The 25563-nt window shown below is 72.9% G+C and carries 22 protein-coding genes and 1 pseudogene; 15 read left to right on the top strand and 8 right to left on the bottom strand.

Annotated features, from left to right (window positions below; translation table 11 throughout):
* The first annotated feature begins 356 nt into the window (after positions 1-356).
* Positions 357-1598, top strand: a complete 1242-nt coding sequence (locus ACFWJO_RS02175) for a PucR family transcriptional regulator (protein WP_386862926.1) — start codon at positions 357-359, stop codon at positions 1596-1598.
* A gap of 37 nt (positions 1599-1635) precedes the next feature.
* Here the strand turns inward: ACFWJO_RS02175 and ACFWJO_RS02170 are convergent, their stop codons facing one another.
* Positions 1636-3288, bottom strand: coding sequence for an IclR family transcriptional regulator C-terminal domain-containing protein (locus ACFWJO_RS02170; protein ID WP_386862925.1), 1653 nt, complete (start codon positions 3286-3288; stop codon positions 1636-1638).
* A gap of 196 nt (positions 3289-3484) precedes the next feature.
* Between ACFWJO_RS02170 and ACFWJO_RS02165 the strand changes: the two genes are divergently transcribed.
* The gene (locus tag ACFWJO_RS02165) at positions 3485-4669 is read left to right on the top strand and encodes a 4-hydroxybenzoate 3-monooxygenase (protein ID WP_386862924.1); all 1185 of its coding nucleotides are present in this window, start codon (positions 3485-3487) and stop codon (positions 4667-4669) included.
* A gap of 85 nt (positions 4670-4754) precedes the next feature.
* Here the strand turns inward: ACFWJO_RS02165 and ACFWJO_RS02160 are convergent, their stop codons facing one another.
* The gene (locus tag ACFWJO_RS02160) at positions 4755-6332 is read right to left on the bottom strand and encodes an arabinogalactan endo-beta-1,4-galactanase (protein ID WP_386862923.1); all 1578 of its coding nucleotides are present in this window, start codon (positions 6330-6332) and stop codon (positions 4755-4757) included.
* A gap of 200 nt (positions 6333-6532) precedes the next feature.
* Complete coding sequence (locus ACFWJO_RS02155) at positions 6533-8551, bottom strand: beta-galactosidase (RefSeq protein WP_386862922.1); 2019 nt, start codon at positions 8549-8551, stop codon at positions 6533-6535.
* Positions 8552-8771: 220 nt separating this feature from the next.
* On the opposite strand from ACFWJO_RS02155, the gene ACFWJO_RS02150 reads away from it, so the two are divergent.
* From ACFWJO_RS02150 to ACFWJO_RS02135, 4 genes are read left to right on the top strand one after another with little or no spacing between them, the layout of a single operon-like run.
* Positions 8772-10088: an ABC transporter substrate-binding protein gene (locus tag ACFWJO_RS02150; RefSeq protein WP_386862921.1), complete on the top strand. Its 1317-nt coding sequence runs from the start codon at positions 8772-8774 to the stop codon at positions 10086-10088.
* A complete protein-coding gene (locus tag ACFWJO_RS02145; protein ID WP_386862920.1) occupies positions 10085-11068 on the top strand; it encodes a carbohydrate ABC transporter permease in 984 nt (327 codons plus the stop codon). Before ACFWJO_RS02150 ends, ACFWJO_RS02145 begins: the two co-directional genes overlap by 4 nt.
* Positions 11065-11982, top strand: a complete 918-nt coding sequence (locus ACFWJO_RS02140) for a carbohydrate ABC transporter permease (RefSeq protein WP_386862919.1) — start codon at positions 11065-11067, stop codon at positions 11980-11982. Before ACFWJO_RS02145 ends, ACFWJO_RS02140 begins: the two co-directional genes overlap by 4 nt.
* A gap of 30 nt (positions 11983-12012) precedes the next feature.
* Entirely contained in the window at positions 12013-13038 is a 1026-nt protein-coding gene (locus tag ACFWJO_RS02135; protein ID WP_386862918.1) for a LacI family DNA-binding transcriptional regulator, read from the top strand.
* A 180-nt stretch (positions 13039-13218) separates the two neighbouring features.
* On the opposite strand, the gene ACFWJO_RS02130 is transcribed toward ACFWJO_RS02135, so the two are convergent.
* On the bottom strand, positions 13219-14046 hold the full coding sequence (locus tag ACFWJO_RS02130) for a LysR family transcriptional regulator substrate-binding protein (protein WP_386863094.1): 828 nt from the start codon (positions 14044-14046) through the stop codon (positions 13219-13221).
* 163 nt (positions 14047-14209) lie between these two features.
* Between ACFWJO_RS02130 and ACFWJO_RS02125 the strand changes: the two genes are divergently transcribed.
* The 3 genes from ACFWJO_RS02125 to ACFWJO_RS02115 all read left to right on the top strand — a co-directional run bounded on the left by ACFWJO_RS02125 (position 14210) and on the right by ACFWJO_RS02115 (position 16624).
* A complete protein-coding gene (locus tag ACFWJO_RS02125) occupies positions 14210-14617 on the top strand; it encodes a DUF5997 family protein (RefSeq protein WP_386862917.1) in 408 nt (135 codons plus the stop codon).
* Positions 14618-14697: 80 nt separating this feature from the next.
* Complete coding sequence (locus ACFWJO_RS02120) at positions 14698-15927, top strand: aminoglycoside phosphotransferase family protein (protein WP_386862916.1); 1230 nt, start codon at positions 14698-14700, stop codon at positions 15925-15927.
* A gap of 118 nt (positions 15928-16045) precedes the next feature.
* The gene (locus tag ACFWJO_RS02115; RefSeq protein ID WP_386862915.1) at positions 16046-16624 is read left to right on the top strand and encodes a DinB family protein; all 579 of its coding nucleotides are present in this window, start codon (positions 16046-16048) and stop codon (positions 16622-16624) included.
* A gap of 70 nt (positions 16625-16694) precedes the next feature.
* Here ACFWJO_RS02115 and ACFWJO_RS02110 read toward each other — a convergent pair whose 3' ends face one another.
* A complete protein-coding gene (locus ACFWJO_RS02110; RefSeq protein WP_386862914.1) occupies positions 16695-17030 on the bottom strand; it encodes a hypothetical protein in 336 nt (111 codons plus the stop codon).
* Positions 17031-17035: 5 nt separating this feature from the next.
* Entirely contained in the window at positions 17036-18016 is a 981-nt protein-coding gene (locus ACFWJO_RS02105; RefSeq protein WP_386862913.1) for a LysR family transcriptional regulator, read from the bottom strand.
* Positions 18017-18087: 71 nt separating this feature from the next.
* On the opposite strand from ACFWJO_RS02105, the gene ACFWJO_RS02100 reads away from it, so the two are divergent.
* Both ACFWJO_RS02100 and ACFWJO_RS02095 read left to right on the top strand, forming a co-directional pair.
* Entirely contained in the window at positions 18088-19002 is a 915-nt protein-coding gene (locus ACFWJO_RS02100; protein WP_386862912.1) for a 4-hydroxy-tetrahydrodipicolinate synthase family protein, read from the top strand.
* Between the two features lie 180 nt (positions 19003-19182).
* Positions 19183-19824 (top strand): hypothetical protein, encoded by a 642-nt coding sequence (locus ACFWJO_RS02095; RefSeq protein WP_386862911.1) that lies wholly within the window; start codon positions 19183-19185, stop codon positions 19822-19824.
* A 119-nt stretch (positions 19825-19943) separates the two neighbouring features.
* On the opposite strand, the gene ACFWJO_RS02090 is transcribed toward ACFWJO_RS02095, so the two are convergent.
* On the bottom strand, positions 19944-20852 hold the full coding sequence (locus ACFWJO_RS02090; protein ID WP_386862910.1) for a LysR family transcriptional regulator: 909 nt from the start codon (positions 20850-20852) through the stop codon (positions 19944-19946).
* A gap of 72 nt (positions 20853-20924) precedes the next feature.
* On the opposite strand from ACFWJO_RS02090, the gene ACFWJO_RS02085 reads away from it, so the two are divergent.
* The 4 genes from ACFWJO_RS02085 to ACFWJO_RS02070 all read left to right on the top strand — a co-directional run bounded on the left by ACFWJO_RS02085 (position 20925) and on the right by ACFWJO_RS02070 (position 25175).
* Positions 20925-21323, top strand: coding sequence for a RidA family protein (locus ACFWJO_RS02085; protein ID WP_386862909.1), 399 nt, complete (start codon positions 20925-20927; stop codon positions 21321-21323).
* A 268-nt stretch (positions 21324-21591) separates the two neighbouring features.
* Positions 21592-23475 carry a S8 family serine peptidase gene (locus ACFWJO_RS02080; RefSeq protein ID WP_386862908.1) on the top strand — a complete coding sequence of 628 codons (1884 nt, stop codon included), beginning with the start codon at positions 21592-21594 and terminating at the stop codon, positions 23473-23475.
* A gap of 259 nt (positions 23476-23734) precedes the next feature.
* Positions 23735-24508, top strand: coding sequence for a M48 family metallopeptidase (locus ACFWJO_RS02075; protein ID WP_386862907.1), 774 nt, complete (start codon positions 23735-23737; stop codon positions 24506-24508).
* A gap of 40 nt (positions 24509-24548) precedes the next feature.
* Positions 24549-25175, top strand: coding sequence for a hypothetical protein (locus ACFWJO_RS02070; protein ID WP_386863093.1), 627 nt, complete (start codon positions 24549-24551; stop codon positions 25173-25175).
* Positions 25176-25424: 249 nt separating this feature from the next.
* Here ACFWJO_RS02070 and ACFWJO_RS02065 read toward each other — a convergent pair.
* Positions 25425-25556: pseudogene (locus ACFWJO_RS02065) on the bottom strand (ferredoxin); the annotation flags it as partial.
* Positions 25557-25563: the final 7 nt, after the last annotated feature.

Raw genomic sequence — 25563 nt, 5'->3', positions numbered from 1 at the left:
CGGGGGTGTGCTGCGGTGGGAGGGGGAGAATTTTGCGGCGGGTGGGGTCGTGTTCGTGGCTGTCGCTGGGGGTTTTTCGGTCTCCGCGGCGACGGCCGCCGGAGCGGAGGCGAGGGACGCGGCGGCGGCGACGGCCACGGCGATCGAACGAACGGGCTTGGACATGGCTCCCTCGATTCCCGGCAGGGGGGATGGATGGGCGGGCTCGGTGTGTTACCAACGAGTAGCGGTGGCTCGCAGACCATCATGGATGGCCTGCGGTACCGCGTCTCCGGTGCGTACGACAGAGATTCGCGAGGTGGATTGTGACCGCGTCCAACGGGGGGAACGGCGGCTCGGTGCCGCAGATCGGGGGCATGCCCGTGCACAGCCGGCTGCTGTCCGCCGCGGGGGCCCTGGAGTCCGCGGTGCTGCTCCGGCTCGTCGAGCAGGTGCCGGCGTACCGCACGCTGCCCTCCGAGCAGTTGCGCGGCGAGATCGTCAAGCAGGTGGCACGCGGCATCACGGCCTTCGCCGAAATGCTGCGCACCGGCGAGCCGTTGGGAGAGGACGAGCAGGCCGCGATCCGGGAGTCGGCGGCACGGCGCGCCGACGAGGGCGTACCGATCGAGTCCGTCGTCGGCGCCTACCACGTCGGCGCCGAGGAGTGCGCCGCCCAGGTCCTCTCGACCGCCGACCCCGTGGACCACGCCGACGTGCTGCGGGTCCAGCGCCGCCTCTTCGGCTTCCTGCGGCAGGTGAGCTGCGCCGTCGCCGCGGGCTACGTGCAGGAGCGGCAGTCGGCGCTCGGCGACGAACAGGTCGCCCTGCAGTCCCTGCTGTCCCGTCTCCTCGAAGGCGGCAGCCCGCAGGCCGCGGCCGACCGCGCCGGCATCCACCTGCCGCCCTGCTACCTCGTGCTGAGCCTCGCCATGGGTCCCCACCCGGACGAGCTGCTGCCCGGCGTGAACCGGCCGGTCGTGGTGCGCCGCAAGCTCCGGCGCTTGCGCAACGAGCTGCAACGCCACACGACCGGCGTCCCGTTGTCCGTGCTCTCGGGCGACGGCGGACTGGTGCTCGTCCCGTACGAGAAGCCGGCCGCCGACTTCGGCGCGGCGGACCGCGAACGGCTCGCATGGCTGGTCGCGCAGTTCGGCCGGATGACCGGCGCCGACCTGCTCGTGGCAGCGGCCGTCGCCGCGCCGGAGGACGTCGCGGAAGCGGCCGGGCTCGCCGGTGAGATACGGGAGGTGGCCGAGGCGTCGGGCCGCCCGCCCGGCCTCTACCTGCTCGACGACGTGCTGCTCGAATACCAGCTGAGCCGTCCCGGCCCCGCCAGGGACCGGCTCGCCGCCCTGCTCGGCCCCCTGGACGAGCGCCCCGAACTGCTCGGCACCCTGCGCACGTTCCTCGCCTGCGACCTCGACCGGCGGCAGGCGGCCGCCCGGCTCCAGGTCCATCGGAACACCGTGGACTACCGCCTGCGCAAGGCGGCGGACCTCACTGGCCTCGACGCCGCCCGGGGCGGCGACCTCCTGACGCTCCACGCCGCGCTCGCGGCCCAGGACGCCCTGCGGCGGGGCGAGTCCGCCGACGCCCGCCCTGCCGGGCCGGAGTGACGGCCCGGGCCCGCGCCCTGAGCCGGCCCGACCGGCCCTAGTACGCCGGAACCCGCGCGAAGCGCTCCGTGACGTGCAGGTCCGCCTCGATGCCGGTGATCGCGGCGGCCAGTTCCGGCAGGACCTCGCGCACGCACTCCTCGGCGGATCTGCGGCTGGCGTGGAGGGCCACGTTGACGGCGGCGACGGCCCGGCCCGCGCGGTCGCGGACCGGCATCGCGATCGACCGCAGCCCCTCCTCCAGCTCCTCGTCGACCAGCGCGTACCCGTCGCGCCCCACCCGGTCGAGGAGGGCGTCGAGCTCGGCGCGGTCCGTCACCGTGTACGGGGTGAGGGCGCGCGGTTCGGAGGCGTCGAGACGGGCCGTGCGCTCCCCGGCCGGCAGGTCGGCGAGCAGGACGCGGCCCATGGAGGTCGCGTACGCGGGGAAACGGGTGCCGATGGTGATGTGGACGTTCATGATGCGGCTGGTCTCGACCCGGCCGGTGTACTGCACCTCCCCGCCGACCAGCACGGCCAGCGAGGTGGACTCGCGGACCCGCTCGGCCAGGTCGGCGAGGTGCGGCTGGGCGATCCGGGTCAGCGTGGTCCGCGACAGCGGCGCGAAGCCCAGGGAGAGGACCCGGGGCGTGAGCCGGAACTCCCGGCCGTCCACCGCCACGCAGCCGAGGTGTTCCAGGGTGATCAGCGCCCGCCGTGCCGTGGCCCGGGCCAGACCCGTCGCCTCGGCGACCGCCGTCAGCGGCAGTGCCGCGCGGCCCTCACCGAAGGCCGTGAGCACCGTGAGCCCGCGCGCCAGCGACTCCACGAACTCCCGGCCCAGTTCCTGCTTGGACGCGCCGGTCCACGCGGCGAGCCCGCTGGGCGCGGCCGGAGCCGTCGCCGGTGCCTCCCGCAGGACGCGTTCCATCTCGGCGGCCGCCGCGCGCAGCCGGGGCAGCAGTGCCTCGCGCAGCGAGGCCGCGTCGTGCCGACTGGTGTGGCTCACGGCGCTCAGCGCGCACGCGATCCGCCCGTCGACGCCGCGCACCGGCACGGCGAGCGCGACGAGTCCGGCCTCGACCAGCTGGTCGTCCGCGGCCCAGCCGCGCGCCCCCGCCCCGGCGGCCCGCTCCTCGAAGTCCACGGCGCCCGCCGCGCGCGACGGCGCGACGGGAAAGCCCCGGCCCTGCGGATCGGCGGCCCGCCGCTCGCGCCACGCCGCCCACGCGGCCGCGTCCCACTCGGAGGCGAACAGCGCGCCCGGCGCCGTGCGTTCGGCGGGCAGCAGGTCGCCGATGCGGAAGCTCACCGACATCGCGCGCCGCCGGGTCGCCTGGTGCACGAAGCGGATCCCGTCGCCGTCCGGGACGGCGAGCGACACCGACTCGTCCAGCTCGTCGGCGAGCGCGTCCGCCCGTACGCCCAGGAGGTCGGGCAGCCGTACGGAGGCCAGGTAGGCGTTGCCGAGCTCCAGCAGCCGTGGTGCGAGCAGCACGTCGCGCCCCTCGATCCGCACGTACCCCATGCGGGCCAGCGTCCCGGTGACCCGGTCCACCGTCGACCGCGCGAGCCCGGTGGCCCGCTCCAGTTCGCCGACCGGCATCCGCCCGCCGGCGTCGGTGAGCCGGCGGAGCACGCCGACCCCGCGCAGCAGGGGGGTCACCGCCTCCGGCGGCGCCTCGGTGGTCGTGTCTTCGGTGGATGGCATCGGCTCTCCGTCGTGGATCTTCGGTCCACCGTAGTGAACACGCCGCGGGCAGGGCGCGGCAGCCCGTTGACAGGGCGACCCGCCCACGACCAGACTCCCAGCATAGTGAAGTTGTCTTCACTATGCGAACAAGCGGGCAGGTGATGGTGAACGGACCCGCACGCAGACCTGACGTCCGACGCGACGAGGAGACCCCATGCACACCACCGTCGGCATCATCGGCGGAGGCCCCTCCGGCCTGCTCCTGGCCCGCCTCCTGCACCAGGCGGGCATCGACAGCGTCGTCCTGGAGAGCCGCGACCGCGCCTACGTCGAACGGCGCCAGCGGGCCGGCATCCTCGAGCAGGCCACCGTCGACGCCCTCCGCGCCGCCGGCGCGGGCGCCCGCCTCGACGCCGAGGGACTCCCGCACGACGGCATCGAGCTGCGCCACGCGGGACGCGCCACCCGTCTCGACTTCCCCGCCCTCACCGGCGGCCGGCGCGTCTGGGTCTACGCCCAGACCGAGGTCGTCAAGGACCTGGTCGCCCTCCAGCTCGCCGAGGGCGGCCCGCTGCACTTCGAGGCCGAGGCCACCGCCGTCGAGGGCGCCGACACCGACCGCCCCCTCGTCCGCTACACCCACGGGGGCCGCGAGCGGATACTCACCTGCGACTACGTCGTCGGCTGCGACGGCTACCACGGCGTCACCCGGCACGCCGTCCCCGAGACCGAGCGGCGCACCTTCGAGCGCACCTACCCCTACTCCTGGCTCGGCATCCTCGCCGAGGCCCCGCCGGTCTACGACGAGCTGATCTACGCCCACTCCGAGCGCGGCTTCGCCCTCGCCAGCATGCGCTCACCGTCCGTCAGCCGCCTCTACCTCCAGGTCCCGAACGGCACCGACCCGGCCGACTGGCCCGACGAGCGCGTCTGGGACGAACTCGACGCCCGCCTCTCCCTGACCGCCGACCCCGGCTGGCGCCTCACCCGCGGCACCGTCACCCAGAAGTCCGTCCTGCCCATGCGCAGCTCCGTCACCGAGCCCATGCGCCACGGCCGGGTCTTCCTCGCCGGGGACGCGGCGCACATCGTGCCGCCGACCGGGGCGAAGGGCCTCAACCTGGCCGCCGCCGACGTCATCGTCCTCGCCCGGGCCTTCGCCCACCACGCGAAAACCGGCTCCACCGAGCTCCTCGACGCCTACTCCGACACCTGCCTGCGCCGGGTCTGGCGGGCCGAGCACTTCTCGTACTTCATGACCACCACCCTGCACACCGACCCGGCCCAGTCGCCCTTCGACACCAGGCTGCAGCAGTCCCAGCTCGACCGGATCGCCGGCTCCCCGCACGCCGCCGCCGAACTCGCCGAGAACTACACCGGTCTCCCGCTCGACGCCTGACGCGCCGGTCCGGCGCTCGACGCCCGAAGCGCCGGACCGTACGCGGTGAGCAGCCGGGCCGCGGCCCGGCAGGGCCACCGGAGCGTCAGCGGTGCCCGAGCAGGCCGGCCGCCGGGAGGAGCCTGTCGTCGTAGCCGAACAGCGCCTGGTTCTCCCAGCCGTTGCCCGAGGCGGGATCGGCCGGATCCCAGCCGTTCCCGGAGACCGCCGTCCACGTCGGCTCCCAGTACACGACCCCGAGCCCCCGCCCGCCCGGCACGGCCTCGACCACGCTCATGACGTCCCGCAGCCACGCCGACTGCCCCGCGCTGCTCGCCGCGTAGCCGGACACGAGCTCGGCGGTGGTGTCGATGATGTTCTCGTGCGGGTCCTTGCTGTCCAGGCGGAACGGGTACGCCGTCTCCACGACGAGCACCTTCTTTCCGTACCGGGCGGAAATGTCGTCCAGATTGGTCTGGAGAGCCGACAGCGGGCCGTGCCAGTAGCCGTAGAACGACAGCGCGATCACGTCGAAGGACACGCCCTGGGCCGTGGCGTTGTCGAACCACGTCCGGTAGAGCGCGTTGTCGCCGCCGTGCGCCAGGTGCAGTGCCACCTGCGTCGTCGAGGACACCGCCTTCGCGGCCGACGCACCCGACTTCAGCAGCCCGGCGAGCTGCGACCAGTTGGACGTCGACCCCTCGGGCCACAGCATCCCGGTGTTGATCTCGTTGCCGATCTGCACCATGTCGGCCGTGGTGCCCTGTGCCTTCAGGGCGTTGAGCACGTCGTACGTGTGGTCGTACACGTCCGTCCTCAGCTGCGCGTACGAGTGCCCCGACCAGGCGGCGGGCTTGGTCTGGGCGCCCGGGTCGGCCCAGACGTCGGAGTAGTGGAAGTCGACCAGCAGCTTCATGCCCTGGGCCTTGATCCGCTTGGCCATCGTGAGGACCCGGGCCTTGTCGTTGTAGCCGTCGGCCGGGTTCACCCACACCTTCAGACGCGCGTAGTTGGCGCCCGAGGCCTTCAGGATCGCCAGGGCGTCCCCGTTGGTGCCGGCGCTCGTGCGGTAGGTCCCGCCGAGGTCCTCGCTCTTCTTCAGCGACGACACGTCGACGCCCTTGACCGGCAGACCGGCCGTGCCCCGGGTCAGGGTCAGGTCGTCCACGTTGATCCAGTTGCCCGCGTTGGCGTCGGAGTTCACGCTCACCGTGCACGCGCCGCCGCTCACCACCACCGGGGTGACGATCCGTATCCACGCACCGTTCGGTGTGGGCGGCAGCGCGGTCCGCTGCTCGGCCGAGCCGCAGTTCCGCAGCGCGAGGTACGCCGCGTTCTGGCCGCCGCTGGAGCGCACCCACGCGCTGAGCGTGTAGCCGCCGTCGGTGAGCCCGGTCAGGTACTGGTACGTCTCCACCTTGTACGCGGAGGACGACCAGTGCGCGAGCCGGTAGCCCCCGCTGTGGCCGCCCGCCTCGGTGTACGACGCGGAGTTCTGCCCGGCGGCCGAGTACGTCGACCAGCCGGCGGGCGTCGCGGTGCCGGTTCCGTCGGCCTCGAAGCCGGCGTTGGCGAGCGTGCTCGCGGCCCGCGCCTCCTGGGCGGGCAGCGGCGCGAGCAGCAGGCCGCCGAGCACGGCGGTCACGGCGGCGGCTCGCAGGGTCGTGCGGGGTACGGCGTGCATCGTCGAGTCCCTTCGACGTTGAAGGATGGGGATGGACGTGCGGTGGTACGGCTCACCCGGGGGCGGCGCGGTGAGCGGCCGCCCCCGGGGAGATCAGGGGGAGGAGGGAGGCGCGGCCAGGCGAGAGGCCCAGGCCGTCGCTTCCGGGTCAGGACCCAGGCCGTCTCTTCCGGATCTTGGCCGGGTCCGAAAGAAACGGCCTAGCCGTCCAGCCGGACGACCCGGACCGCGCCGGCCGGCACGGCGACGTGACCGGCGACCGGCGTGCCGGACAGGAGCTCGGTGCCCGGTCCCTCCAGCGGCACCTTCGCGTCCTCGGCGGAGTGGTTGAGCGCGAAGAGGAAGCGGCCCTCCTCGCCGGCGCGGCGGACGACCTCCACGTCCCGTGGCAGGGGCCGCGTCGCGACACCGGCGTCCTCGCAGGCCGCGGCCAGGATGTGGTCGAGGGCCGCCGCGTCCGGACGGGTGGAGACGTACCAGGCGGTGCCGCGCCCCAGACGGTGCCGGGTCACCGCGGGGCCGCCCGCGGCGGGGCCGTCGGCGTACGTCCACACCGTCTCGGCGCCGCGCGGTACGACGAACTCGGTCCACACGTCGCCCGACAGCGACGCCCCGCCCGGCCCGGTGAGGCCCACGCGCTCACCGGCGAGCAGCGGCGACCACTCCTCCACGGCGACGCCGAGCACGTCCCGGAGGACGCCCGGGTAGCCGCCCTCGTGGACGGCGTCGTGCTCGTCGACGATGCCGGAGAAGCAGGAGACGACGAGGGTGCCGCCGTTCTCGACGTACTCGCGCAGGTTCTGCCCGGCGGCCTCGGTCGCGAGGTAGAGCGCGGGCACGACGACCAGCGGATAGGCGGACAGGTCGGACTCGGGGTGGGCGAAGTCGACGGTCAGGTGCCGGTCGTAGAGCGCCTCGTAGTAGCTGTCGGCCCGCTCCCGCGCGTCGAGGTCCTCGCTCGGCCGCCACTCGAGGGACTGCGCCCACCAGGACTGCCAGTCCCACAGCATCGCCACGTCGGGCACGGTGCGGGTGCCCCGTACGGCCTCCAGGGCCTCCAGGTCGGCGCCGAGCCGGACCACCTCGCGCCACACGCGGGTGTCGGTTCCGCCGTGCGGGAGCATCGCGGAGTGGAACTTCTCGGCGCCGCGCCGCGACTGCCGCCACTGGAAGAACATCGCGCCGTCGGAGCCGCGGGCGACGTGTCCGAGGGAGTTGCGGGCCATCTCGCCGGGGCGCTTGGCGGGATTGCGGGGCTGCCAGTTGACGCCGCTGGTGGAGTGTTCGAGCAGCAGCCAGGGTGCGCCGCCCGCGACCGACCGCGTGAGGTCCGCGGCCATGGCGAGGTTGACGTGGGTGCGGCGGCCGTCGGTGATGAGGTAGTGGTCGTTGGTGACGAGGTCCACCTCGCGGCCCCAGGCCCAGTAGTCGAGGCTGTCGCACTGGCTGAGCGCCGTCATGAAGTTGGTGGTGACGGGGATGCCGGGGGACAGCCGGTGGAGGATGTTCCGCTCGGAGCGGAAGTTCTCCCGGATCGTGGCGTCGGCGAAGCGCCGGTAGTCGAGCTGCTGGGCCGGGTTGCCGACGGTCGGGGTCAGCCGGGGCGGGTCGATCTGCTCGTACGAGGTGTAGACCTGGCCCCAGAACGCGGTGCCCCATGCCTCGTTGACGGCGTCGACCGATCCGTACGTCTCCGCGAGCCAGCGCCGGAACCCGGCCGCGCAGGTCTCGCAGTAGCAGGCGCTGACGGGCACGCCGTACTCGTTGTGGACGTGCCAGAGGGCGAGCGCCGGGTGGTCGGCGTAGCGGGCGGCGAGCGCGGTGGTGATGCGGGCGGCCGCCTCCCGGTAGGCGGGGGAGCTGTGGCAGATCGCCCCGCGCGAGCCGTAGGAGTGGCGCACGCCCTCGCGGGTGACCGGCAGGGCCTCCGGGTGGGCCCGGTAGAACCACGCGGGCGGCACCACGGTGGGCGTGCCCAGGTCGACCCGGACCCCGTTGTCGTGGAGGAGGCCGAGGATGCGGTCCAGCCACGCGAAGTCGTAGCGGCCCGGCTCGGGTTCGAGGAGCGCCCAGGAGAAGATGCCGACGCTGACCATGGTCACGCCGGCCTCGCGCATCAGCCGCACATCCTCGTGCCAGACGCTTTCCGGCCACTGTTCGGGGTTGTAGTCCCCGCCGAAAGCGAGCCGGTGCAGGCCCTTGGGGGCGGTCGGCGGCATGCGTGTCTCCTGGAACGTCGGGGTCTGAACTTACATCGGTGAGAGGACTCCTCTGTGAACGTGCACACAGCGGGGTCTCGATGTCGCAACGCAACATAACCGCACACGATCAACCATTGACAAGTGTCCGGAACGTTTCTCTACTGTGAACGCTCACAGATGCATGGCCGGCCTTCCCGCCCTCCGCGGAAGGCCCCTTTCGGTCAGGGAGAAGCACCCCATGCCCCACGCGCTGCGCCGCCGCGTTCTCGCCGCCACCGCCGTCACGACCGCCGTCGTCCTCGGCGCCACCACCCTCACCGCCTGTGGCTCCGGCGACGAGGCCGAGGCCGAGTCCGGCCCCGTCTCGCTCACCTACTGGTCCTGGGCGCCCAACATGGAGAAGGTGGCCGCGATCTGGAACGCCGAGCACCCGGAGATCAAGGTCACGGTGCAGAAGCAGGCCTCCGGCGACGACCTGGTCACCAAGATCATCACGGCCGCCAAGGCCCACCAGGCCCCCGACCTCGTCCAGGCCGAGTTCCAGGCCCTGCCGACCCTCGTCAGCAACGACGCCCTGGCCGACATATCGAAGGAGGTCTCCGGCGCCAAGGACAAGTTCGCCCCCGGCCTCTGGCAGCAGACCACCCTCGGTTCCGACGCCGTCTACGCCGTCCCGCAGGACTCCGGCCCGCTGATGTTCTTCTACCGGACCGACCTCTTCGAGAAGTACGGCCTCACGGTCCCCACCACCTGGGACGAGTTCGCCGCCACCGCCAAGGCGCTCAAGGCCAAGGCCCCGGAGAAGTCCCTCACCACCTTCTCCGCCAACGACGCCGGTCTCTTCGCCGGCCTCGCGCAGCAGGCCGGCGCCACGTGGTGGACCACCGAGGGCCAGAAGTGGAAGGTCGGCATCGACGACGCCGCCACCAGGAAGGTCGCCGACTTCTGGGGCGGGCTCGTCAGGGACGGCGCCATCGACAACCAGCCCATGTACACGCCCGCCTGGAACAAGGCCCTCAACACCGGCGAGCAGATCGCCTGGGTCAGCGCCGTCTGGGCCCCCGGCACCCTCACCACCGCCGCCCCCGACACCAAGGGGAAGTGGGCCATGGCCCCGCTGCCCCAGTGGGACACCGCCAAGCCCTCCACCGGCAGCTGGGGCGGCTCCACCACCGCCGTCACCACCGACTCGAAGCACAAGGCGGCCGCGGCCAAGTTCGCCACCTGGCTGAACACCGACCCCAAGGCCCTGACCGCACTGGTCAAGGAGGCCGGCATCTACCCGGCCGCCTCCGCCGCCCAGAGCGGCCCCGCGCTCGCCAACCCGCCGGAGTTCTTCGCGAACCAGCCCGACTTCTTCACCCGGGCCGCCGAGATCGCCAAGACCACCGCCCCCGCCGCCTGGGGACCCAACGTCAACGTGGCCTACGGCGCCTTCAAGGACGAGTTCGGCAAGGCCGCCAAGGCCAAGTCCGGCTTCGACAAGGCCCTCACCGCCATGCAGGACCTGACGGTCGCCGACCTGAAGAAGCAGGGCTTCGAGGTCGCCCGGTGAGCAAGCCCCACCAGGGCGCACGCGGGTCGTACGGGGCCCGGACGGCCCCGTACGCCCAGCCGTCGCCCACGACCGCCCGCGGACGAGCGCGCAGCGCCCCCTACCTCTTCGTCCTCCCGGCCGCGCTCCTCTTCGCCCTCTTCTTCGCGCTGCCCATCGGCTACGCGATCTGGCTCAGCCTCCACAAGGCCCAGGTCAAGGGGCTCGGACTCGGCAAGGGCGCCAAACAGGAGGTCTGGGCCGGCCTCGGCAACTACACCGCCGCCCTCACCGACCCCGAACTCCTCCACAGCGCCGCCCGCGTCCTCGGCTACGGCCTCGTCGTGGTCCCCGTCATGCTCGGCCTCGCCCTGTTCTTCGCGCTCCTGCTCGACTCCGAGCGCGTCCGCGCCCGCGCCTTCGGGCGGCTCGCGATCTTCCTCCCGTACGCCGTGCCCGGAGTGATCGCCGCCCTGCTGTGGGGCTTCCTCTACCTCCCCGCCGTCAGCCCCTTCCACTACCTCCTGCGCGCCATCGGCCTTCCCGAGCCCGACCTGATGGACGGCGGCCTGCTCTACGGGTCCATGGCGAACATCGCGGTCTGGGGCGGCACCGGCTTCAACATGATCGTCATCTACACGGCGCTGCGCTCCCTGCCCGCCGAGGTCTTCGAGGCGGCCCGGCTGGACGGCTGTTCCGAGCTGCAGATCGCCCTGCGCATCAAGATCCCGATGGTGGCGCCCTCCCTCGTCCTCACCTTCTTCTTCTCGGTGATCGCGACCCTCCAGGTCTTCAACGAGCCCATGACCCTCAGGCCGCTCACCAACGGCATCCCCTCCTCCTGGAGCCCCCTCATGAAGGTGTTCAGCGACGCCTTCACCGGCGGGAACATCTACGCCGCCTCGGCCACCGCCGTGATCCTCGCCCTCGTCACGTTCCTGCTGTCCTTCGCCCTCCTGCGGGCCTCGAACCGCAGCACCACGCAAGGAGCACCCCGATGAGCGGGCTCACCGCCCCCACGGCGTCGCGCAAGGCGGCCCCGGCCGCCGGCACCACCCCCGGCACCTCCCAGGGCCCGCCACGCCCCCGCCGCACCGCCCTGCTGCCGACCGCCGCCCTCGTCCTCGGCGCGCTCTACTGCCTGCTGCCCGTGGCCTGGGTCCTGGTCGCCGCCACCAAGTCGGGCTCCGACCTCTTCTCCACCTTCACGTTCCTGCCCGGCGACGGCCTCGGCGACAACCTCGCCGACCTCCATGCGTACCGCGACGGCATCTACTGGCGCTGGATGGGCAACTCCGTCCTCTACGCGGGCCTCGGTGCCCTCCTGTCGACGGTCGTGTCCGCCCTCGCGGGCTACGCCCTCGCCGTCTACCGCTTCCGCGGCCGCGAGCTCTTCTTCAACGTGATCCTCACGGGCGTCCTGATGCCGCCCGTCATCCTCGCCATCCCGCAGTACCTCCTGATGGCCGAGGCCGACCTGACGGACACGTACCTCTCCGTCCTGCTGCCGCTGATCCTCTCCCCGTACGGCGTCTACCTCGGCCGTGTCTACGCCGAGGCCGCCATCCCCATGGAACTCGTCGAGGCCGCCCGCATGGACGGCGCCGGCGAAGCGCGCATCTTCCTGCGCATCGCCGCACCGATGATGTCCCCCGGCCTCGTCACGATCTTCCTGTTCCAGTTCGTGGCCATCTGGAACAACTTCCTGCTGCCGTACATCATGCTCGGCAACGACGAGAAGTTCCCCATGACCGTAGGCCTGTTCACCCTGCTCATGCAGGGCGCCAGCCAACCCGCCCTCTACACCCTGGTGATCACCGGAGCGCTCCTCGCGGTCGTCCCGCTCATCGCGCTCTTCCTGGTCATCCAGCGCTTCTGGAGCCTCGATCTGCTCTCCGGCGCCGTAAAGTCCTGACGCACAGGGGAACGAGGAGAAACGCACACCATGAGCCCAGCAGCGAGCAGGCGTCGCCCCGCGACCATCCACGACGTGGCGCGCGAGGCCGGCGTCTCACGCGGCACCGTCTCCCGCGTCCTCAACGGGGGCCACTACGTCAGCCCCGCGGCCAAGGCCGCCGTCGACGCCGCCATCCGCAGGACCGGATACGTCGTCAACCGGCACGCCCGCTCGCTGATCACCGGAAAGTCGGACTCGGTGGCCTTCCTGCTCACCGAACCCCAGGAACGGTTCTTCGAGGACCCCAACTTCAACGTCCTGCTGCGCGGCTGCACCCAGGCGCTCGCCGCCCGCGACATCCCCCTGCTGCTGATGATCGCGGGCACCGAGGACGAACGCCGCCGCAACCTCCGCTACATCGAGGCCGGCCACGTCGACGGCGTCCTGTTGGTCTCCAGCCACTCCGGCGACCCGCTCGTCGACCACCTCAACAGCGCCGGCGTCCCCGTCGTCGCCTGCGGCAAACCGCTCGGCCAGACCGCGAAGATCGGTTACGTCGCCGCCGACGACCGCGACGGAGCCCGTGACATGGTGCGCCACCTCTACGGGACCGGACGCCGCCGGATCGCCACCGTCACCGGCCCGCTCGACACCCCCGGCGGCGTGGAGCGCCTCGCCGGCTACCGCGAGACCCTCGCCGAGTGCGGACTTCCCTACGACGAGGCCCTGGTCGCCACCGGCGACTACAGCCGCGCCGGAGGAGAGGCGGCCGCCCGACAGCTCCTCGACCGGGCCCCGGACCTCGACGCCGTCTTCGTCGCCTCCGACCTGATGGCCCTGGCCGTCCTCGACACCCTGGACCGGGCCGGCCGGCGCGTGCCGGACGACGTCGCCGTCGGCGGCTTCGACGACTCCCCGGCCGCCCTCTCGTCGCGCCCCGCGCTCACCACCATCCGCCAGCCCTGGGACCGCATCAGCGCCGAGATGGTCCGCACCCTCCTCGCCCGGATAGCGGGCGAGGAACCGGCGACGGTGATCCTTCCGACCGAGCTGGTACGCCGCGACTCCGCCTGAGGCACCGGGGTCGCGGGACCGGCGGTGCGCCGTACACACCGCCGTCGGTCACGGTGCCGCCGGTCACGCTGCCGCCGGTCAGGGTGCCGTCGGTCGCGCCGCCGCCGGTCGCGCCGCCGCCGGTCGCGGCGTCGCCGGCCCGGCTCGCCGGATGATCTCGCTCCGGTCTCGGGCAACCCCTCAGCCGCGGCGGCGCGGCTTCCCGGCGCCACCGGAGCGCGAGCTCTTGGGTGCGCCGCCGCCGGCCCTGCGCGAGCCGCCGCCGGCGGCCTGCCGCTTCTGGCCGGCCTTCTGCCCCTGCTTCTGCCCCTGCTTCGGGCCTTGCCGGGGCTGCTGGCTCTGCTGCCGGCTCTGCGGCTTCCCGGCCCGGTCGGCCTTCGCTTCCTTCGACGCCTTCTCGTCGGGCCTCCGCCCCCGCGAACTGTTCACCGTCCGCCCGCGCACGATCCCGATGAAGTCCTCCACCAGATCGGTGGTGGCCTCCTCCGGCCAGGACAGCGCGACCTGCGACTGCGGCGTGTCCGTGATCGTCCGATAGGTCAGGTCCCTGCGGTGGTGGAGGCGGGCCAGCGACTGCGGCACGATCAGCAGCCCGATCCCGGCCGCCACCAGTTCGATCGCGTCCGCCGTCGTCGCGGGCCGCTCGAACGCGGGCTGCCCCGGCGGGCGCTCCCAGTCCAGGGTGTCGTCGAGCGGATGCAGCACGATCTCGTCCGCGATGTCGTCGACGGTCACCTCGTCGGCGGCCGCCACCAGGTGGTCCTTGGGGCACACGACCACGGTCGTCTCGGTGTACAGGGGGATGGCGCTGAACACCGTACGGTCCACGGGCAGGCGCAGCAGGGCGGCGTCGGCGCCGTGCTCCCGCAGCGTCGCCTCCGCGTCCGTCGCCGTCACCTGGGTCAGCACGAGCGGCACGTCGGGATGCCGCTCGTTCCAGATCCGCACCCACTTGCCGGGCGTCACGCCGGGCACGTACGCCAGCCGGAACGACGGCGACGGCGCCACCGCGGGCGCCGAACCGAGGCCGGGGGCGGGATCCGCAGCGGCCGCGGGGTCGTGGTCGGAGTCGTGGTCGGGGGCGGGGGAGAGGGGTGCTTCCGAGCCTGTCACCAGGCCAGATTACCGGTCGTGGTCGGCGACCGCGTGCCCGCCCGATATTCTTGTCAGCATGACGCAGCACCAGAACGCCCAGTCCATGAAGCCCGCCACCGCGGCGAAGAAGCTGGGCGTCTACCTCGACGCCACCCCCGCCGATTTCCGCGAGGGTTCCGTCTCCCGCGCCGAGCTGAACGCCCTCCAGACCGACCCGCCGGAGTGGCTGCGCGAGCTGCGCCGCAACGGCCCGCACCCGCGCCCCGTCGTGGCGGCCAAGCTGGGCGTCTCCATCTCCGGCCTCGCCCGCGGCGGCGTCACCGACGCCCTCACCACCGAGCAGATCGAGGCGCTGAAGGCCGAGAACCCGGAGTGGCTCCAGAAGGAGCGCGCCACCCAGGCCGACGTCCGCAAGGAGAACGTCCGCATCAAGGAGATGCGGGCGGAGAAGGAGGCCCGCGCGGCCCAGCGCGAGCGCGACTGACCCCGCGCGGTACGGCCCCGAGCCGGCCGTCGGCCTAAATTCGCGTGCGACCGCGCCGCTCCCGGTGGTGCAATCACCGGATGCGGAGTGAGGCCGAGACCGACACCAGGACCGAGATCGGGGCCGAGCGCGGCGCCGGGGCCGAGAGCGACACCCAGAGCCAGGCCGGTACCGAGATCGGGACCGAGACACGGACCTCGGCCGAGGCCAAGACCCGGACCGGGGCCGAGACCCGGGCCGGGGCCGAGGTCAAGACGGGGGCCGGGACCCGGACCGATCACCAGGCCAGGACCCGGACCGATCACCAGGCCGGGCCGGTGACGACGGTCGACCGTGGCCGTTTCGAGGACGCGGTCACGCCCTGGGAGGAGCCCGACTGGCGCGAGGCCGCGCTGGGCTGGGCGGAGCGAGGGCTTGCCCGCCACGGCCTGCGGGAGACCGGGCCCCGCGAGGTGCGGGTCCGGCCCTGGTCGATCCTCGTCCGCTTCCGCACCGGCCCAGCCGACCGTGACGCCGTCTGGTTCAAGGCGAGCGCCCCGGCCGCCGGTTTCGAGGCCGCCCTCGGCGGGGCGCTCGCAGACTGGATTCCCGAACACGTCATGGCGCCGCTCGCGGTCGACGCGGAGCGCGGCTGGTGCCTCCTGCCGGACGGCGGCCCGCTCCTCCGCGGCATGCTCGACCGCGGCGACGCGGACCTGGGGGACTGGCTCACGGCGGTCGGGCAGTACGCGCGCATGCAGCGCGCCCTCACCCCGTACGCCGACCGCATGACGGAACTCGGCGTGCCCAGCGCCCGGACCCGGCACCTGCCGGAGATCTTCGACGGCCTCGTCGGAACCAACCCGACCCTCGCGCCCGAGACCCGGGACTCCCTGCGCGCCCGCCGTCCGCTCCTGCTCGACTGGTGCCAGGAACTCGACGCGATCGGCGTCCCCGACTCGCTCGACCACTGCGACCTGCACGACGGCCAGGTCCTCACCCCCGGCGCGGGCCGCTTCACCTTCTTCGACTGGGGCGACGCGGCCGTCGCGCATCCCTTCGCCAGCCTCCTCGTGCCCGCGCGGGACGTCCGCGAACGGTACGGCCCCGAGACCGTGACCGCCGTCCGGGACGCGTACCTGGAGCCGTGGACCGACCTGGGCGTGCCGCTCCCGCAGCTGCGCCGCGCCGCGACCCTCGCCGTCAGGCTCGCCGCGCTGTCGCGCGCCGTTTCGTGGTTCCGCCTCTTCCCCGGCACGCCGGCCGCGGACTGCCACGAGGCGAGCGCGTACTGGGTCGAGGAACTGTTCGCCGCACCCGACCTCCTCTGAACTTCCCCTGACCTCCTCCGATCTCCTCTCACCTCCTCTGACCGTCTGATCTCGTCGTGCCTCGCCCTGCCTTCGATATCCGATGGCGTACGAGGGCGTGGCCCGCGAGGATGCGCGCATGGACGCAACCGAGCGCACCGAAGCAGCAGACGTGACCCGTTGGACGCCGTCGGTCGTGGAACCCGACATGTGGGTCGACCCGGACGACGACCCGCGCGAGACCGAGGACGAGATCGTCGGCGAACGCGGCACGCTGGCCGACGGCCTGCGCTACTTCCGGCTCACCTTCGAGATGAAGTGCGCGGGCCTGGACGCGGAGCAGATGGCCCGGCGCTCGGTGCCGCCGTCCACGATGTCCCTGCTCGGTCTGCTGCGTCACCTGGCGGAGGACGAGCGGCACCTTCGCCGCATGGCCGGCGAGGACCTGCCGCGGATCTACCGCACGGCCGAGGACCGGGACGCCGACTGGAACGGTGCGGTCGCCGACCCGGAGGTGGTGGCGGAGGCGTGGAGCCGGTGGCGCGCCGAGTGCGAGCTGACCGACCGGTTCCTCGCCGGCTTCGCCGACCTCGGCGCCAGGCCCGCCGGGGAGGCGCAGCTCCGCGACATCGTGGTGGCCCAGATCGCGGAGTATGCGCGGCACTGCGGCCACGCGGACCTGCTGAGGGAGCGTATCGACGGCCGTGTGGGCCAGTGACCCTGGCCTCTGCCGTCCTGACCTACTGCCCTCCTGACCTACTGCCTTCCTGACCCACTGCCCTCCGGCACTAGCGGTGCCAGTTCCGGTCGAGATGGGCGACCAGTTCGGCCTCCTTGCGCAGCAGCGCCTCCCGCCGCTCGGCGGGAAGGCCCGCAAGGCGGTCGACGAGCACCCGACTGCGCGGGACGAACACCACGTTCGCGGCGAAGAGGCGGCAGGCGGGGCACCAGGCGAAGCCGATGCACCGCTCGTACGAGTCGGACTCAGGCGGGTGCTGCCGGTACTGGTAGGCGCGGATCGACGTCCCGCAGTCGGCGCACGCTCGCCGGTCGCCGTCGGGGACGCCCTCCAAGGGGCCCTTGATCCAACGGTACTTGTCCTGCGGGCGTCGGTTCAGGCGCATGCGGATCATCCTGCACCAGGGCCGGACCGCCCGCCGAGCCCTGCCGGTACGGATTCCCGCAGGGCGCGGGCGAGTGCGGCGACCGCCGGGTGCGGCCCCGCGCCGCTGCGGAAGGCGATCCGGGTCCGGCGGATCACCGGGAGCGCGGTGAGGCACACCCCGGGCGGCGGGTCCGCCGCGCCCAACTGCGGGACCACCGCCACGCCTTGACCGGCGGCGACGAAGGCCAGGACGGTCGCGAACTCGTCCACCTGGTGCCGGACCCGCGGCACGAACCCGGCGGCCCTGCAGACCTGTTCGGTCACCGCACGGCAGAGGGTGTCGGGCCCCGGCATGATCCAGGGCGCGTCCCGCCAGCGCGCGAGACCGTCGAGCCCGTCGAGCCGCGCGCCCCGCGGGTCGAGACCGCCCGGCAGGTCCTGCCGGTCCCCCCGGTCCCGCGCGTCGGGGCCGGCGGCGGCCGACGCCAGGTACATCTCCTCCTCGCACAACTCCTCGGCCGCGAGCCCCGGCTCCAGGGGCGAGGGCACCAGGTCGTAGTCGTGGATCAGCGCCACGTCCAGGTCGCCCGCGCGCAGGGCGTGGGCCACCGCCGCCGGATCGGTCTCGGAGACCATCGGCTCGAGCGCCGGATGCCGCGCCGCGAGTCGTACGAGCGCCTCCGGCACGATCGCACGGCTCGCCGTGGGGAAGGCGCCGATCCGCAGCGGGCCGGCCGGACCGTGCCGTGCCTCGGCGAGTTCGGCCGCCGCCCGCTCCAGGCGTTCGAGCACCGCTTCCGCGTGCCGCACCAGCTTCTCGCCGGCGGGAGTCAGCCGTACGCCGCGCCCCGAGCGTTCGAGGAGGGACACGCCGGCCTCCCGCTCCAGCGTCGCGAGCTGCTGCGAGACCGCCGAGGGAGTGAAGGACAGGGCCTCGGCGACGGCGGCGATGGTGCCGCGCAGGGCCAGTTCGCGCAGCAGGCGCAGTCGTCGTACGTCGAGCATCAGTACAGCTTACGGTTCGCATCGGAAACGCGAACTGGACCTATGGGTTTACTGCCGCCAGTCTCGAAGGCATGGCACAGGACTTCACTCCGCACGGCATCTACGTTCCCCTCGTCACCCCGTTCGGCCCCGACGGCCGCCCCGACCTCGTCGCCCTGGAGGCGCTCGCGGACTCCGCGCTCGACGGCGGCGCCGCCGGACTCGTCGCGCTCGGCACCACCGGAGAGGTCGGCGCGCTCGATCCGGAGGAGCGCGAGGCCGTCGTCGACACCTGCGCGCGGGTCTGCCGGCGACACGGGGCGCCGCTCGTCGTCGGCGCGGGCAGCGGCGCCACCGCGCAGGCCGCACGGGAACTCGCGGGCCTCAACCGATGGCCCGAGGTGCGCGCCGCCCTGGTCATCGTCCCGGCCTTCGTCCGGCCTTCGCCGGACGGCGTGGTCGCCCACTTCACGGCCCTCGCCGCGGAAAGCGCCGTTCCGCTGATTGTCTATCACATCCCGTACCGCACGGGCCGGCCGCTCGACGCCGCCACCCTGCGGGCGCTCGCCGCCGTTCCCGGAGTCGTCGGAGTCAAGTACGCCGTCGGCGGCGTCGACCAGGACACCGTCGCCCTCCTCGGCGACCTGCCCGACGGCTTCGCCGTCCTGGCCGGTGACGACGTCTTCACCTCGCCGCTGCTCGCCCTCGGTGCCGCGGGCGGCATCCTCGCCTCCGCGCACCTGGCCACCGACCGTTTCGCGGCGCTCGTCGAGGCCTGGAACGGCGGTGACGTCGCACGGGCCCGGACCCTCGGCCACCGGCTCGCCCGGCTCTCCGCGCTGCTCTTCGCCGAGCCCAACCCGGCCGTCGTCAAGGGCGTCCTGCACGCCCAGGGCCGCATCCCGACCCCTGACGTGCGCCTGCCGCTGCTCCCGGCCTCCGAGGAGTCGGTGACGGCCGCCCTGAAGGAACTCGACGCCCTGACCGCGGCGGAGGCGACCGGCTGACCGACGGCTGACCGACGGTGCCGCAGGTGCTCCGGGATCGGATCGGAACCGGAAACGGAACCGTGCCATGGACGCACCGCGTCCCCATGGCCGAGCGACGGTCACCCCGTCCCTCCGTCCCTCCGCTTCTCCATCCCTCCGTCCCTCGGCCCGGCCCACGCCCGGACCGGAAGGAGCGCCATGGCCACGCACGGTACGACCCCGCCATCCGGCCGCCGTCAGGGAGGCTGCCTCCCGACCCTGGTGATCCTCGCGGTGATCCTCGGTCTGGCCTACGGCGCCTCAAGGGTCTTCGACGACACCGGCTCGTCCTCCTCGTCGTCCTCCGCGGGCGAAAAGGCCTCGTCCTGGAACGTCGGGGACTGCGGCGGCCCCGACCCCGAGGACGCGCCTGACGGCTACCGGGCCCTGGACTGCGACGACTCGGGCGCCACGTTCAAGGCGCTGGAGGTGAAGGAGGCCAGCATCCTGCCGGACGCCATCCAGTGCCCGGCGGGCACTGACCTGATCATCCAGGTCAAGATCTCCTTCGGTTCCGGCGGCGCCAAGAACGGCGGCATCCCCAGCAAGACCGTCTGCGGCCGCAACCTCTCGGGAGACCACCCCGGTGACGCGGGCGCCGGCGGCGGCCAGCTCGTCAAGGGCGACTGCGTCACGGACACGGCCCAGGAGGTCCCGTGCGCGTCCGCGACGGGCAGCGGCTTCAAGGTGCTCGACCTCGTGAAGGACGAGAAGCAGTGCCCCTCCGGCACCACCGAGCCGATGCGCCTCACCCTGGCCATCGGCAGGCCGTACGACGTGATCTGCGCGACCAAGGCCTGACCAAGCGCGGAGCACACCGCCCAGGCTGCCGGCTGCCGACCTCCGGCCTTCTGCCGACCTCCTGCCGCCGACTTCCGACCAGAGCCCTCGCCGCCCGTACCAGGACCGCCGGACGGTGCCTACGGCCCGTCCGGTGCGTCGGGGCTGACGGTGGTCAGGAGGTGGGCGACCAGGGGGTTGGGGTCGTGCTTGCGCCAGGCGACGGCGACGCGTGTGCGGGCGGTGCCGGGGGCGAGGCGGCGGAAGGCGACGTTCCTGAGGCGGAGGCGGCGGATGCTAGCCGGGGCCAGGGAGACGCCGAGACCGGTCTCCACGAGCGCGCACACGGTCTGCCACTCCACCGCCCGCTGGGCGATCCGCGGTGTGAAGCCGGCAGCGGCACAGAGGCCGGTGATCTGGTCGTGCAGCTGCGGTCCGACGTCGTGGGGCGGCAGGACGAAGGGGGAGTCCGCCAACTGGTCCAGCCGCACGGACCGTTGGGCAGCCAGGGGATGAGCGGCCGGCAGCACCGCGACGAAGGGCTCGGTGAGTACGGTCCTGAAGCCGAGTTCCTCCTCCGTCGCGGGAGGCTCGCGCAGCAGGCCGATGTCGATGGTCTTGTCGTGCAGGGCGGCGATCTGCGGCGCGGTGGTCATCTCGCGGATGTCGAGTTCGGCGTCGGGGAACCGTTCCCGGAAGGTGCGGAGCAGGCCGGGCAGCACCGTCAGCGCGACGGAGGCGGAGAAGCCGATCCGCAGGCGCCCCGCCCGGCCGCTGCCCACGGCCCGGGCAGCCGCCAGGCCGTCCGCGAGCTCGCCCAGCACCCGCCGTGCGGCCGGCAGCAGTTCGCGGCCGGCGGGGGTGAGCGTGACGCGTCCCGGTTCGCGGCGGAACAACGCATGGCCGACCTTGTCCTCCAGGCGACGGATCTGCTGGCTCAGCGGGGGCTGCGCGATGCCCAGGCGGGCGGCCGCGTGGCCGAAGTGCAGTTCGTCGGCGAGCACGACGAAGGCGTGCAGCTGCGGGAGGGGGATGTCGGGGCGCTCCATACGCCCAGAGATATCAGGTCATCCGCTGATGAGTATTAGACGTATCGGTGCGGGCCGCCTAGCGTTCGGCGCATGACAGAGAGACGTGCGATCCTCAGCGGTTCGACCTTCGAGGAACAGATCGGCTACGCCCGGGCCGTGGTGGACGGCGACTGGGTACACGTGTCCGGGACGACCGGCTTCGACTACACCACCATGACGATCTCCGACGACGTGGTGGAGCAGGCCGAGCAGTGCCTGCGCAACATCGAGGCCGCCCTGGCCGAGGCGGAATGCACCTTCGCCGATGTGGTGCGGGTGCGCTACCTGCTGCCCGACCGCGAGGACTTCGAGCCCTGCTGGCCCGTCCTGCGCCGCTGTTTCGGCGACGTGCGGCCGGCCGCCACGATGCTGATGTGCGGTCTCTCCGACCCTCGCATGAAGATCGAGATCGAGGTGTACGCGCGGCGGGCCGCCGCGTCACCCGCCTGATCCGCCCGGGCGCCACCGGTGCTTCCGCGCCGTGACGGACCGCCGGCCGAGCGGGTTCTCCCAGCTCCCGCGCACGGTTGCCGTAATGTCCCGACCGTTCTCGTTGGTCCCGGACATGGCGCGCCGTCAGATCAACAATGGGTAACGGAAAGGGATATGCCGGGCAGAATCCTTTCCTCCGCTCCGCTCTCCTGGGATCTTGCGTCCACCCCACACAACACAGGGCCCGGTCGGCGCCACCCGCGCCTCCGGGTCATCGGAGGACGCATTGTTTTCCCACATATCGAGTCGGCTGAGACTCCCGGTCGCGATCGCCGTCGTCGTCGGCGCCACCGTGGCCGTCGCCGCCCCCGCCCAGGCCGACGGCCGGGCCGTGAACGGCATCGAGCCGCAGGCCACCGCCCAGGCCGAGGGGCGGGCCGCCACCGGCGCCCGCACCCAGGCCACCACCGGCGCGAAGGCCGCCGAGTCTTCCCGGACCTCCGCCGCCTCGGCGGCCGGCACGGCGGCCTGGGCCGCCGGCACCCGCGCGTACCTCGTCATCACGACGCCCGGTGACACCACCGCCGTACGCTCGGCCGTCGCCTCCAACGGCGGCACCGTCTTCGCCTCGTACGACGCCATCGGCGTCATCGTCGCGCACTCCACCTCCGCCTCCTTCGCCGCCACGATGCGCGGCGTCACCGGCGTCCAGCAGGTCGGCGCGACCCGTACCTCCGACGTGCCCGCCGACGCGTACAACCCGGCGCTGCCCGCCAACCCCTCGCAGGCGACCACGACGCTGACCGAGTCCAACCGCTGGGACATGACCCAGATCAAGGCCGACCAGGCCTGGGCCGTCACCACCGGCTCCGCCACCGTCAAGGTCGGCGTCCTGGACACCGGCGTCGACGACCAGCACCAGGACATCGCGCCGAACTTCAACGCCGCCGACTCCGTCTCCTGCGCCTACGGCAAGGCGGACACCCGCGCCGGCGCCTGGCGTGACGTCGGCACCCACGGCACGCACGTCGCCGGCACCGTCGCCGCGGCCAAGAACGGCAAGGGCGTCATCGGCGTCGCCCCCGGCGTGAAGATCTCCTCCGTGCGCATCGCCGAGCCCACCAGCAGCCTGTTCTTCGCGGAGAACACGATCTGCGGCTTCATGTGGGCGGGTGACCACGGCTTCAAGGTCACCAACAACAGCTATTACACGGACCCGTGGCAGTTCAACTGCCCGGACAACGTCGACCAGGCCGCCATCATCGAGGGCGTCCGCCGCGCCCAGGCCTACGCCGAGTCCAAGGGCTCGCTCCAGGTCGCCGCGGCCGGCAACTCGAACTACGACCTGGCCAACAAGACGACCGACAGCGAGTCCCCCAACGACTCCACGCCCGTCACCCGCACCATCACCAACGCCTGCATCGACATCCCGACCGAGCTCCCGGGCGTCGTGACGGTCTCCGCGCAGGCGAGCGGCGGCGCGAAGGCCTCGTACTCCAACTTCGGCAACGGCGTCATCGACATCACCGCCCCCGGCGGCGACGGCGCGACCGGCGTCTACTCGACGCTGCCCGGCGGCAAGTACGGCTCCATGAGCGGTACGTCGATGGCCTCGCCGCACGTGACCGGCGTGGCCGCGCTCATCGCGAGCACCAACCCGACGTTCACCCCGGCGGACATCCGTAACGCCCTCGCCACCCAGGCCACCGACAAGGCCTGCCCGTCCGACAGCCGTTGCACCGGCACCACGACGAAGAACGGCTTCTTCGGCGAGGGCCAGGTCGACGCCCTGAAGGCGGTCAGCGGTACCACCCCGCCGCCCACCGGCCCGTACTTCGAGAACCTCACCGACGTCGCCATCACGGACAACGCGACCGTCGAGAGCGCCATCACCGTCACCGGCGTGACCGGCAACGCCCCGGCGACCCTCAAGGTCGGCGTCGACATCAAGCACACCTACCGCGGCGACCTCGTGCTCTCGCTCGTCGCACCGGACGGCACCGTGTACCCGCTGGAGGACTTCACCAACAGCGACAGCGCGGACGACGTGCTGAAGACCTACACGGTCAACGCCTCCGCCGAGACGGCCAACGGGACGTGGAAGCTGCGCGTCCAGGACATCGCGAGCCAGGACACGGGCCGCATCGACGCCTGGAACCTCACCTTCTGATCCCCCCGCTCACAGCAGCGCCGAGCCCCCGGGAGAAACCTCCCGGGGGCTCGTTCGTGCCAGGTCCCGGGCTCGTCGACCGCCGGCGGGCAGGGTGGTAAGCGGGTGGCTTGCACCAGGAGCGGGCCGGTAACGTGCGCGATCACGCGCAGCGCCTGCCGAGCGACAGGGGGCAGAGCGACAAGGGGCGGGGAGACAGGGGGGGGGACAAGTGGTGGGGAGACAAGTGGCGGGAAGACAAGGGGCGGGGAGACAAGGGGTGGGGACGGGAACCGGGATACCGGAAGGGACCACGGCGGAAGGAATCACGCCGGAGGGGAGCACGCCGGAGGGGACCACGGCGGCGGCGGTCGGCACGATCCCGCCGGAAGGTGCGGCAGGCCGGACGACGGAGGCCTGCCCCGCGTGCGGCGAACCCGTCCCCGTCGACCCGCGCTTCGTCACCTGGTGCGCCGCCTGCGACTGGAACGTCGACCCGGCCGACGGTGATCCCGGTCCCGACCCGGAACCCGCCCGCGTCGAGCGGCTGCGGCGGGCCATGGCGCACCGGTACGGCGAGCAGCTCTTCGCCGGCCTCGTGCAGGAGCCCGCGTCCGGTTCCGGCGCGCCGCCCAGGCCGGGCGCCGCCGGCGTGCTGGCGACGGCCCTTGCCCTGGCCGTCCACGCGCTCACCCTCGTCGTCGCCTTCCTGGGCCTGTGGTTCCTGATCGCGGGCTGGGGGGAAGGCGCCCAGCCCGTCATCGGTGTGCTGCTGCTCGCGCTCGCCTTCCTCCTGCGGCCCCGGTTCGGACGCCTCGACAGGCGCCGGGCAGAACTGCCCCTGCTCGAAAGGGCCGACGCACCCCAGCTCTTCGCGCTCCTCGACGACATCGCCGCGGCGGTGGGGACCAGGGGCGTCGACGTCGTGGCGCTCGACGGGGACATGAACGCCGGCGTCACCGCGTACGGCATCCGACGACGCCGTCTGCTGCACCTCGGCATGAGCCTGTGGGCCGTCCTCACCCCGCAGGAGCGGGTCGCGCTCCTCGCATGAATTCGGCCACTACGCGCACGGCGACACCCGGCACTCCCTCCTGGTCAGCAGCGCGTTGAACTCCCTCACCACCTGGCTGTACATGCTCCTGCCGAGCGGGGGCCGCTCCCTCCTGGACACGTTCTCCAACCTGCTCACCGCGCTCCCGCGCTGGGGCGTGTACGGCCTGATCCTGCTCCTGGACCAGGCGACCCTGCGGAACTCGCAGCGCGCCGAGTACCTCGCCGACGGTGCCGCCGCCCGTCTCGCCGGACGCGATGCCGCGGCCGGCGTGATGGAACGGCTCCTCGCGGCGAGGAGCGCCGAGACGGCGCTGCGCCGCGAAGTCGTCGCCACCCGCACGCGGACCGGCGGCCCGGCCCGCCGCGACACACCGGCGGGGCGGCGCGAAGAGGCGGCAGGCGTCCTGTGGGAGCGCGTCGCGGCCGAGGTCCGTCGCGTTCCCGCCCACGAGTACGAGCGCCTGCGGCGCGTCGCCGCACGGCGAGGTCACTGCGTCGACTCCACCCATCCGCCTACCCACCTGCGGATCCGGCACATCGCCCGGACGCCGGCGCGGGAGCCGGGTCTCGAGCTCGGTCCGGAGCGGGCCGCCGCGGTGGACACCGAGCTGGAGCAGCCGGGCCGGACCGTGGCCCGGCTGCTCCTGCGCGACGGCGCCGCCTGATCACCCACCGGGCCTACGCCGTCACCTCCTCCACGGTGATGGCCCGTACGGGACAGGCGCGGGGGGGCCCCCCGAACCACAGGACGCCCCCCCCCTTTTCCCCGCCCCCCCCCACCCTTTCCCAAACGTCCTTCTCCCTGGTGCAAAAAACCGGGGAGAACCAAGGCCACCCGTCCCCGCCCACGCTCCCCCCCCCTCGGGGTTGGTCCCTGGGAGCGGAACGGGGTGTCCGCCCTCAGAGCCAGGCCCCCCCCCCGCGCCGTTCTCACGGCCCGCGACGACCGTGCCGAAGCCGTCGTCGTCCTGGGTGAAGACGTCGGGGGAGACCAGGGCACACTGGCCGGCGCCGATGCAGACGTCCGTGTCGATGGAGATGCGCATCATCGGC

Source organism: Streptomyces sp. NPDC127092 (assembly GCF_042722475.1).
Classification (GTDB): domain Bacteria; phylum Actinomycetota; class Actinomycetes; order Streptomycetales; family Streptomycetaceae; genus Streptomyces.
This window is presented reverse-complemented; position numbering and strand designations above follow the sequence as displayed.

Coding starts and splice junctions, on each gene's coding strand:
- ACFWJO_RS02150 (WP_386862921.1), top strand. CDS start 8,772: ATGCCCCACGCGCTGCGCCGCCGCGTTCTCGCCGCCACCGCCGTCACG.
- ACFWJO_RS02135 (WP_386862918.1), top strand. CDS start 12,013: ATGAGCCCAGCAGCGAGCAGGCGTCGCCCCGCGACCATCCACGACGTG.
- ACFWJO_RS02140 (WP_386862919.1), top strand. CDS start 11,065: ATGAGCGGGCTCACCGCCCCCACGGCGTCGCGCAAGGCGGCCCCGGCC.
- ACFWJO_RS02170 (WP_386862925.1), bottom strand. CDS start 3,288: ATGCCATCCACCGAAGACACGACCACCGAGGCGCCGCCGGAGGCGGTG.
- ACFWJO_RS02095 (WP_386862911.1), top strand. CDS start 19,183: ATGGCCACGCACGGTACGACCCCGCCATCCGGCCGCCGTCAGGGAGGC.
- ACFWJO_RS02160 (WP_386862923.1), bottom strand. CDS start 6,332: ATGCACGCCGTACCCCGCACGACCCTGCGAGCCGCCGCCGTGACCGCC.
- ACFWJO_RS02155 (WP_386862922.1), bottom strand. CDS start 8,551: ATGCCGCCGACCGCCCCCAAGGGCCTGCACCGGCTCGCTTTCGGCGGG.
- ACFWJO_RS02125 (WP_386862917.1), top strand. CDS start 14,210: ATGACGCAGCACCAGAACGCCCAGTCCATGAAGCCCGCCACCGCGGCG.
- ACFWJO_RS02105 (WP_386862913.1), bottom strand. CDS start 18,016: ATGCTCGACGTACGACGACTGCGCCTGCTGCGCGAACTGGCCCTGCGC.
- ACFWJO_RS02090 (WP_386862910.1), bottom strand. CDS start 20,852: ATGGAGCGCCCCGACATCCCCCTCCCGCAGCTGCACGCCTTCGTCGTG.
- ACFWJO_RS02115 (WP_386862915.1), top strand. CDS start 16,046: ATGGACGCAACCGAGCGCACCGAAGCAGCAGACGTGACCCGTTGGACG.
- ACFWJO_RS02085 (WP_386862909.1), top strand. CDS start 20,925: ATGACAGAGAGACGTGCGATCCTCAGCGGTTCGACCTTCGAGGAACAG.
- ACFWJO_RS02110 (WP_386862914.1), bottom strand. CDS start 17,030: ATGCGCCTGAACCGACGCCCGCAGGACAAGTACCGTTGGATCAAGGGC.
- ACFWJO_RS02165 (WP_386862924.1), top strand. CDS start 3,485: ATGCACACCACCGTCGGCATCATCGGCGGAGGCCCCTCCGGCCTGCTC.
- ACFWJO_RS02175 (WP_386862926.1), top strand. CDS start 357: ATGCCCGTGCACAGCCGGCTGCTGTCCGCCGCGGGGGCCCTGGAGTCC.
- ACFWJO_RS02100 (WP_386862912.1), top strand. CDS start 18,088: ATGGCACAGGACTTCACTCCGCACGGCATCTACGTTCCCCTCGTCACC.
- ACFWJO_RS02120 (WP_386862916.1), top strand. CDS start 14,698: ATGCGGAGTGAGGCCGAGACCGACACCAGGACCGAGATCGGGGCCGAG.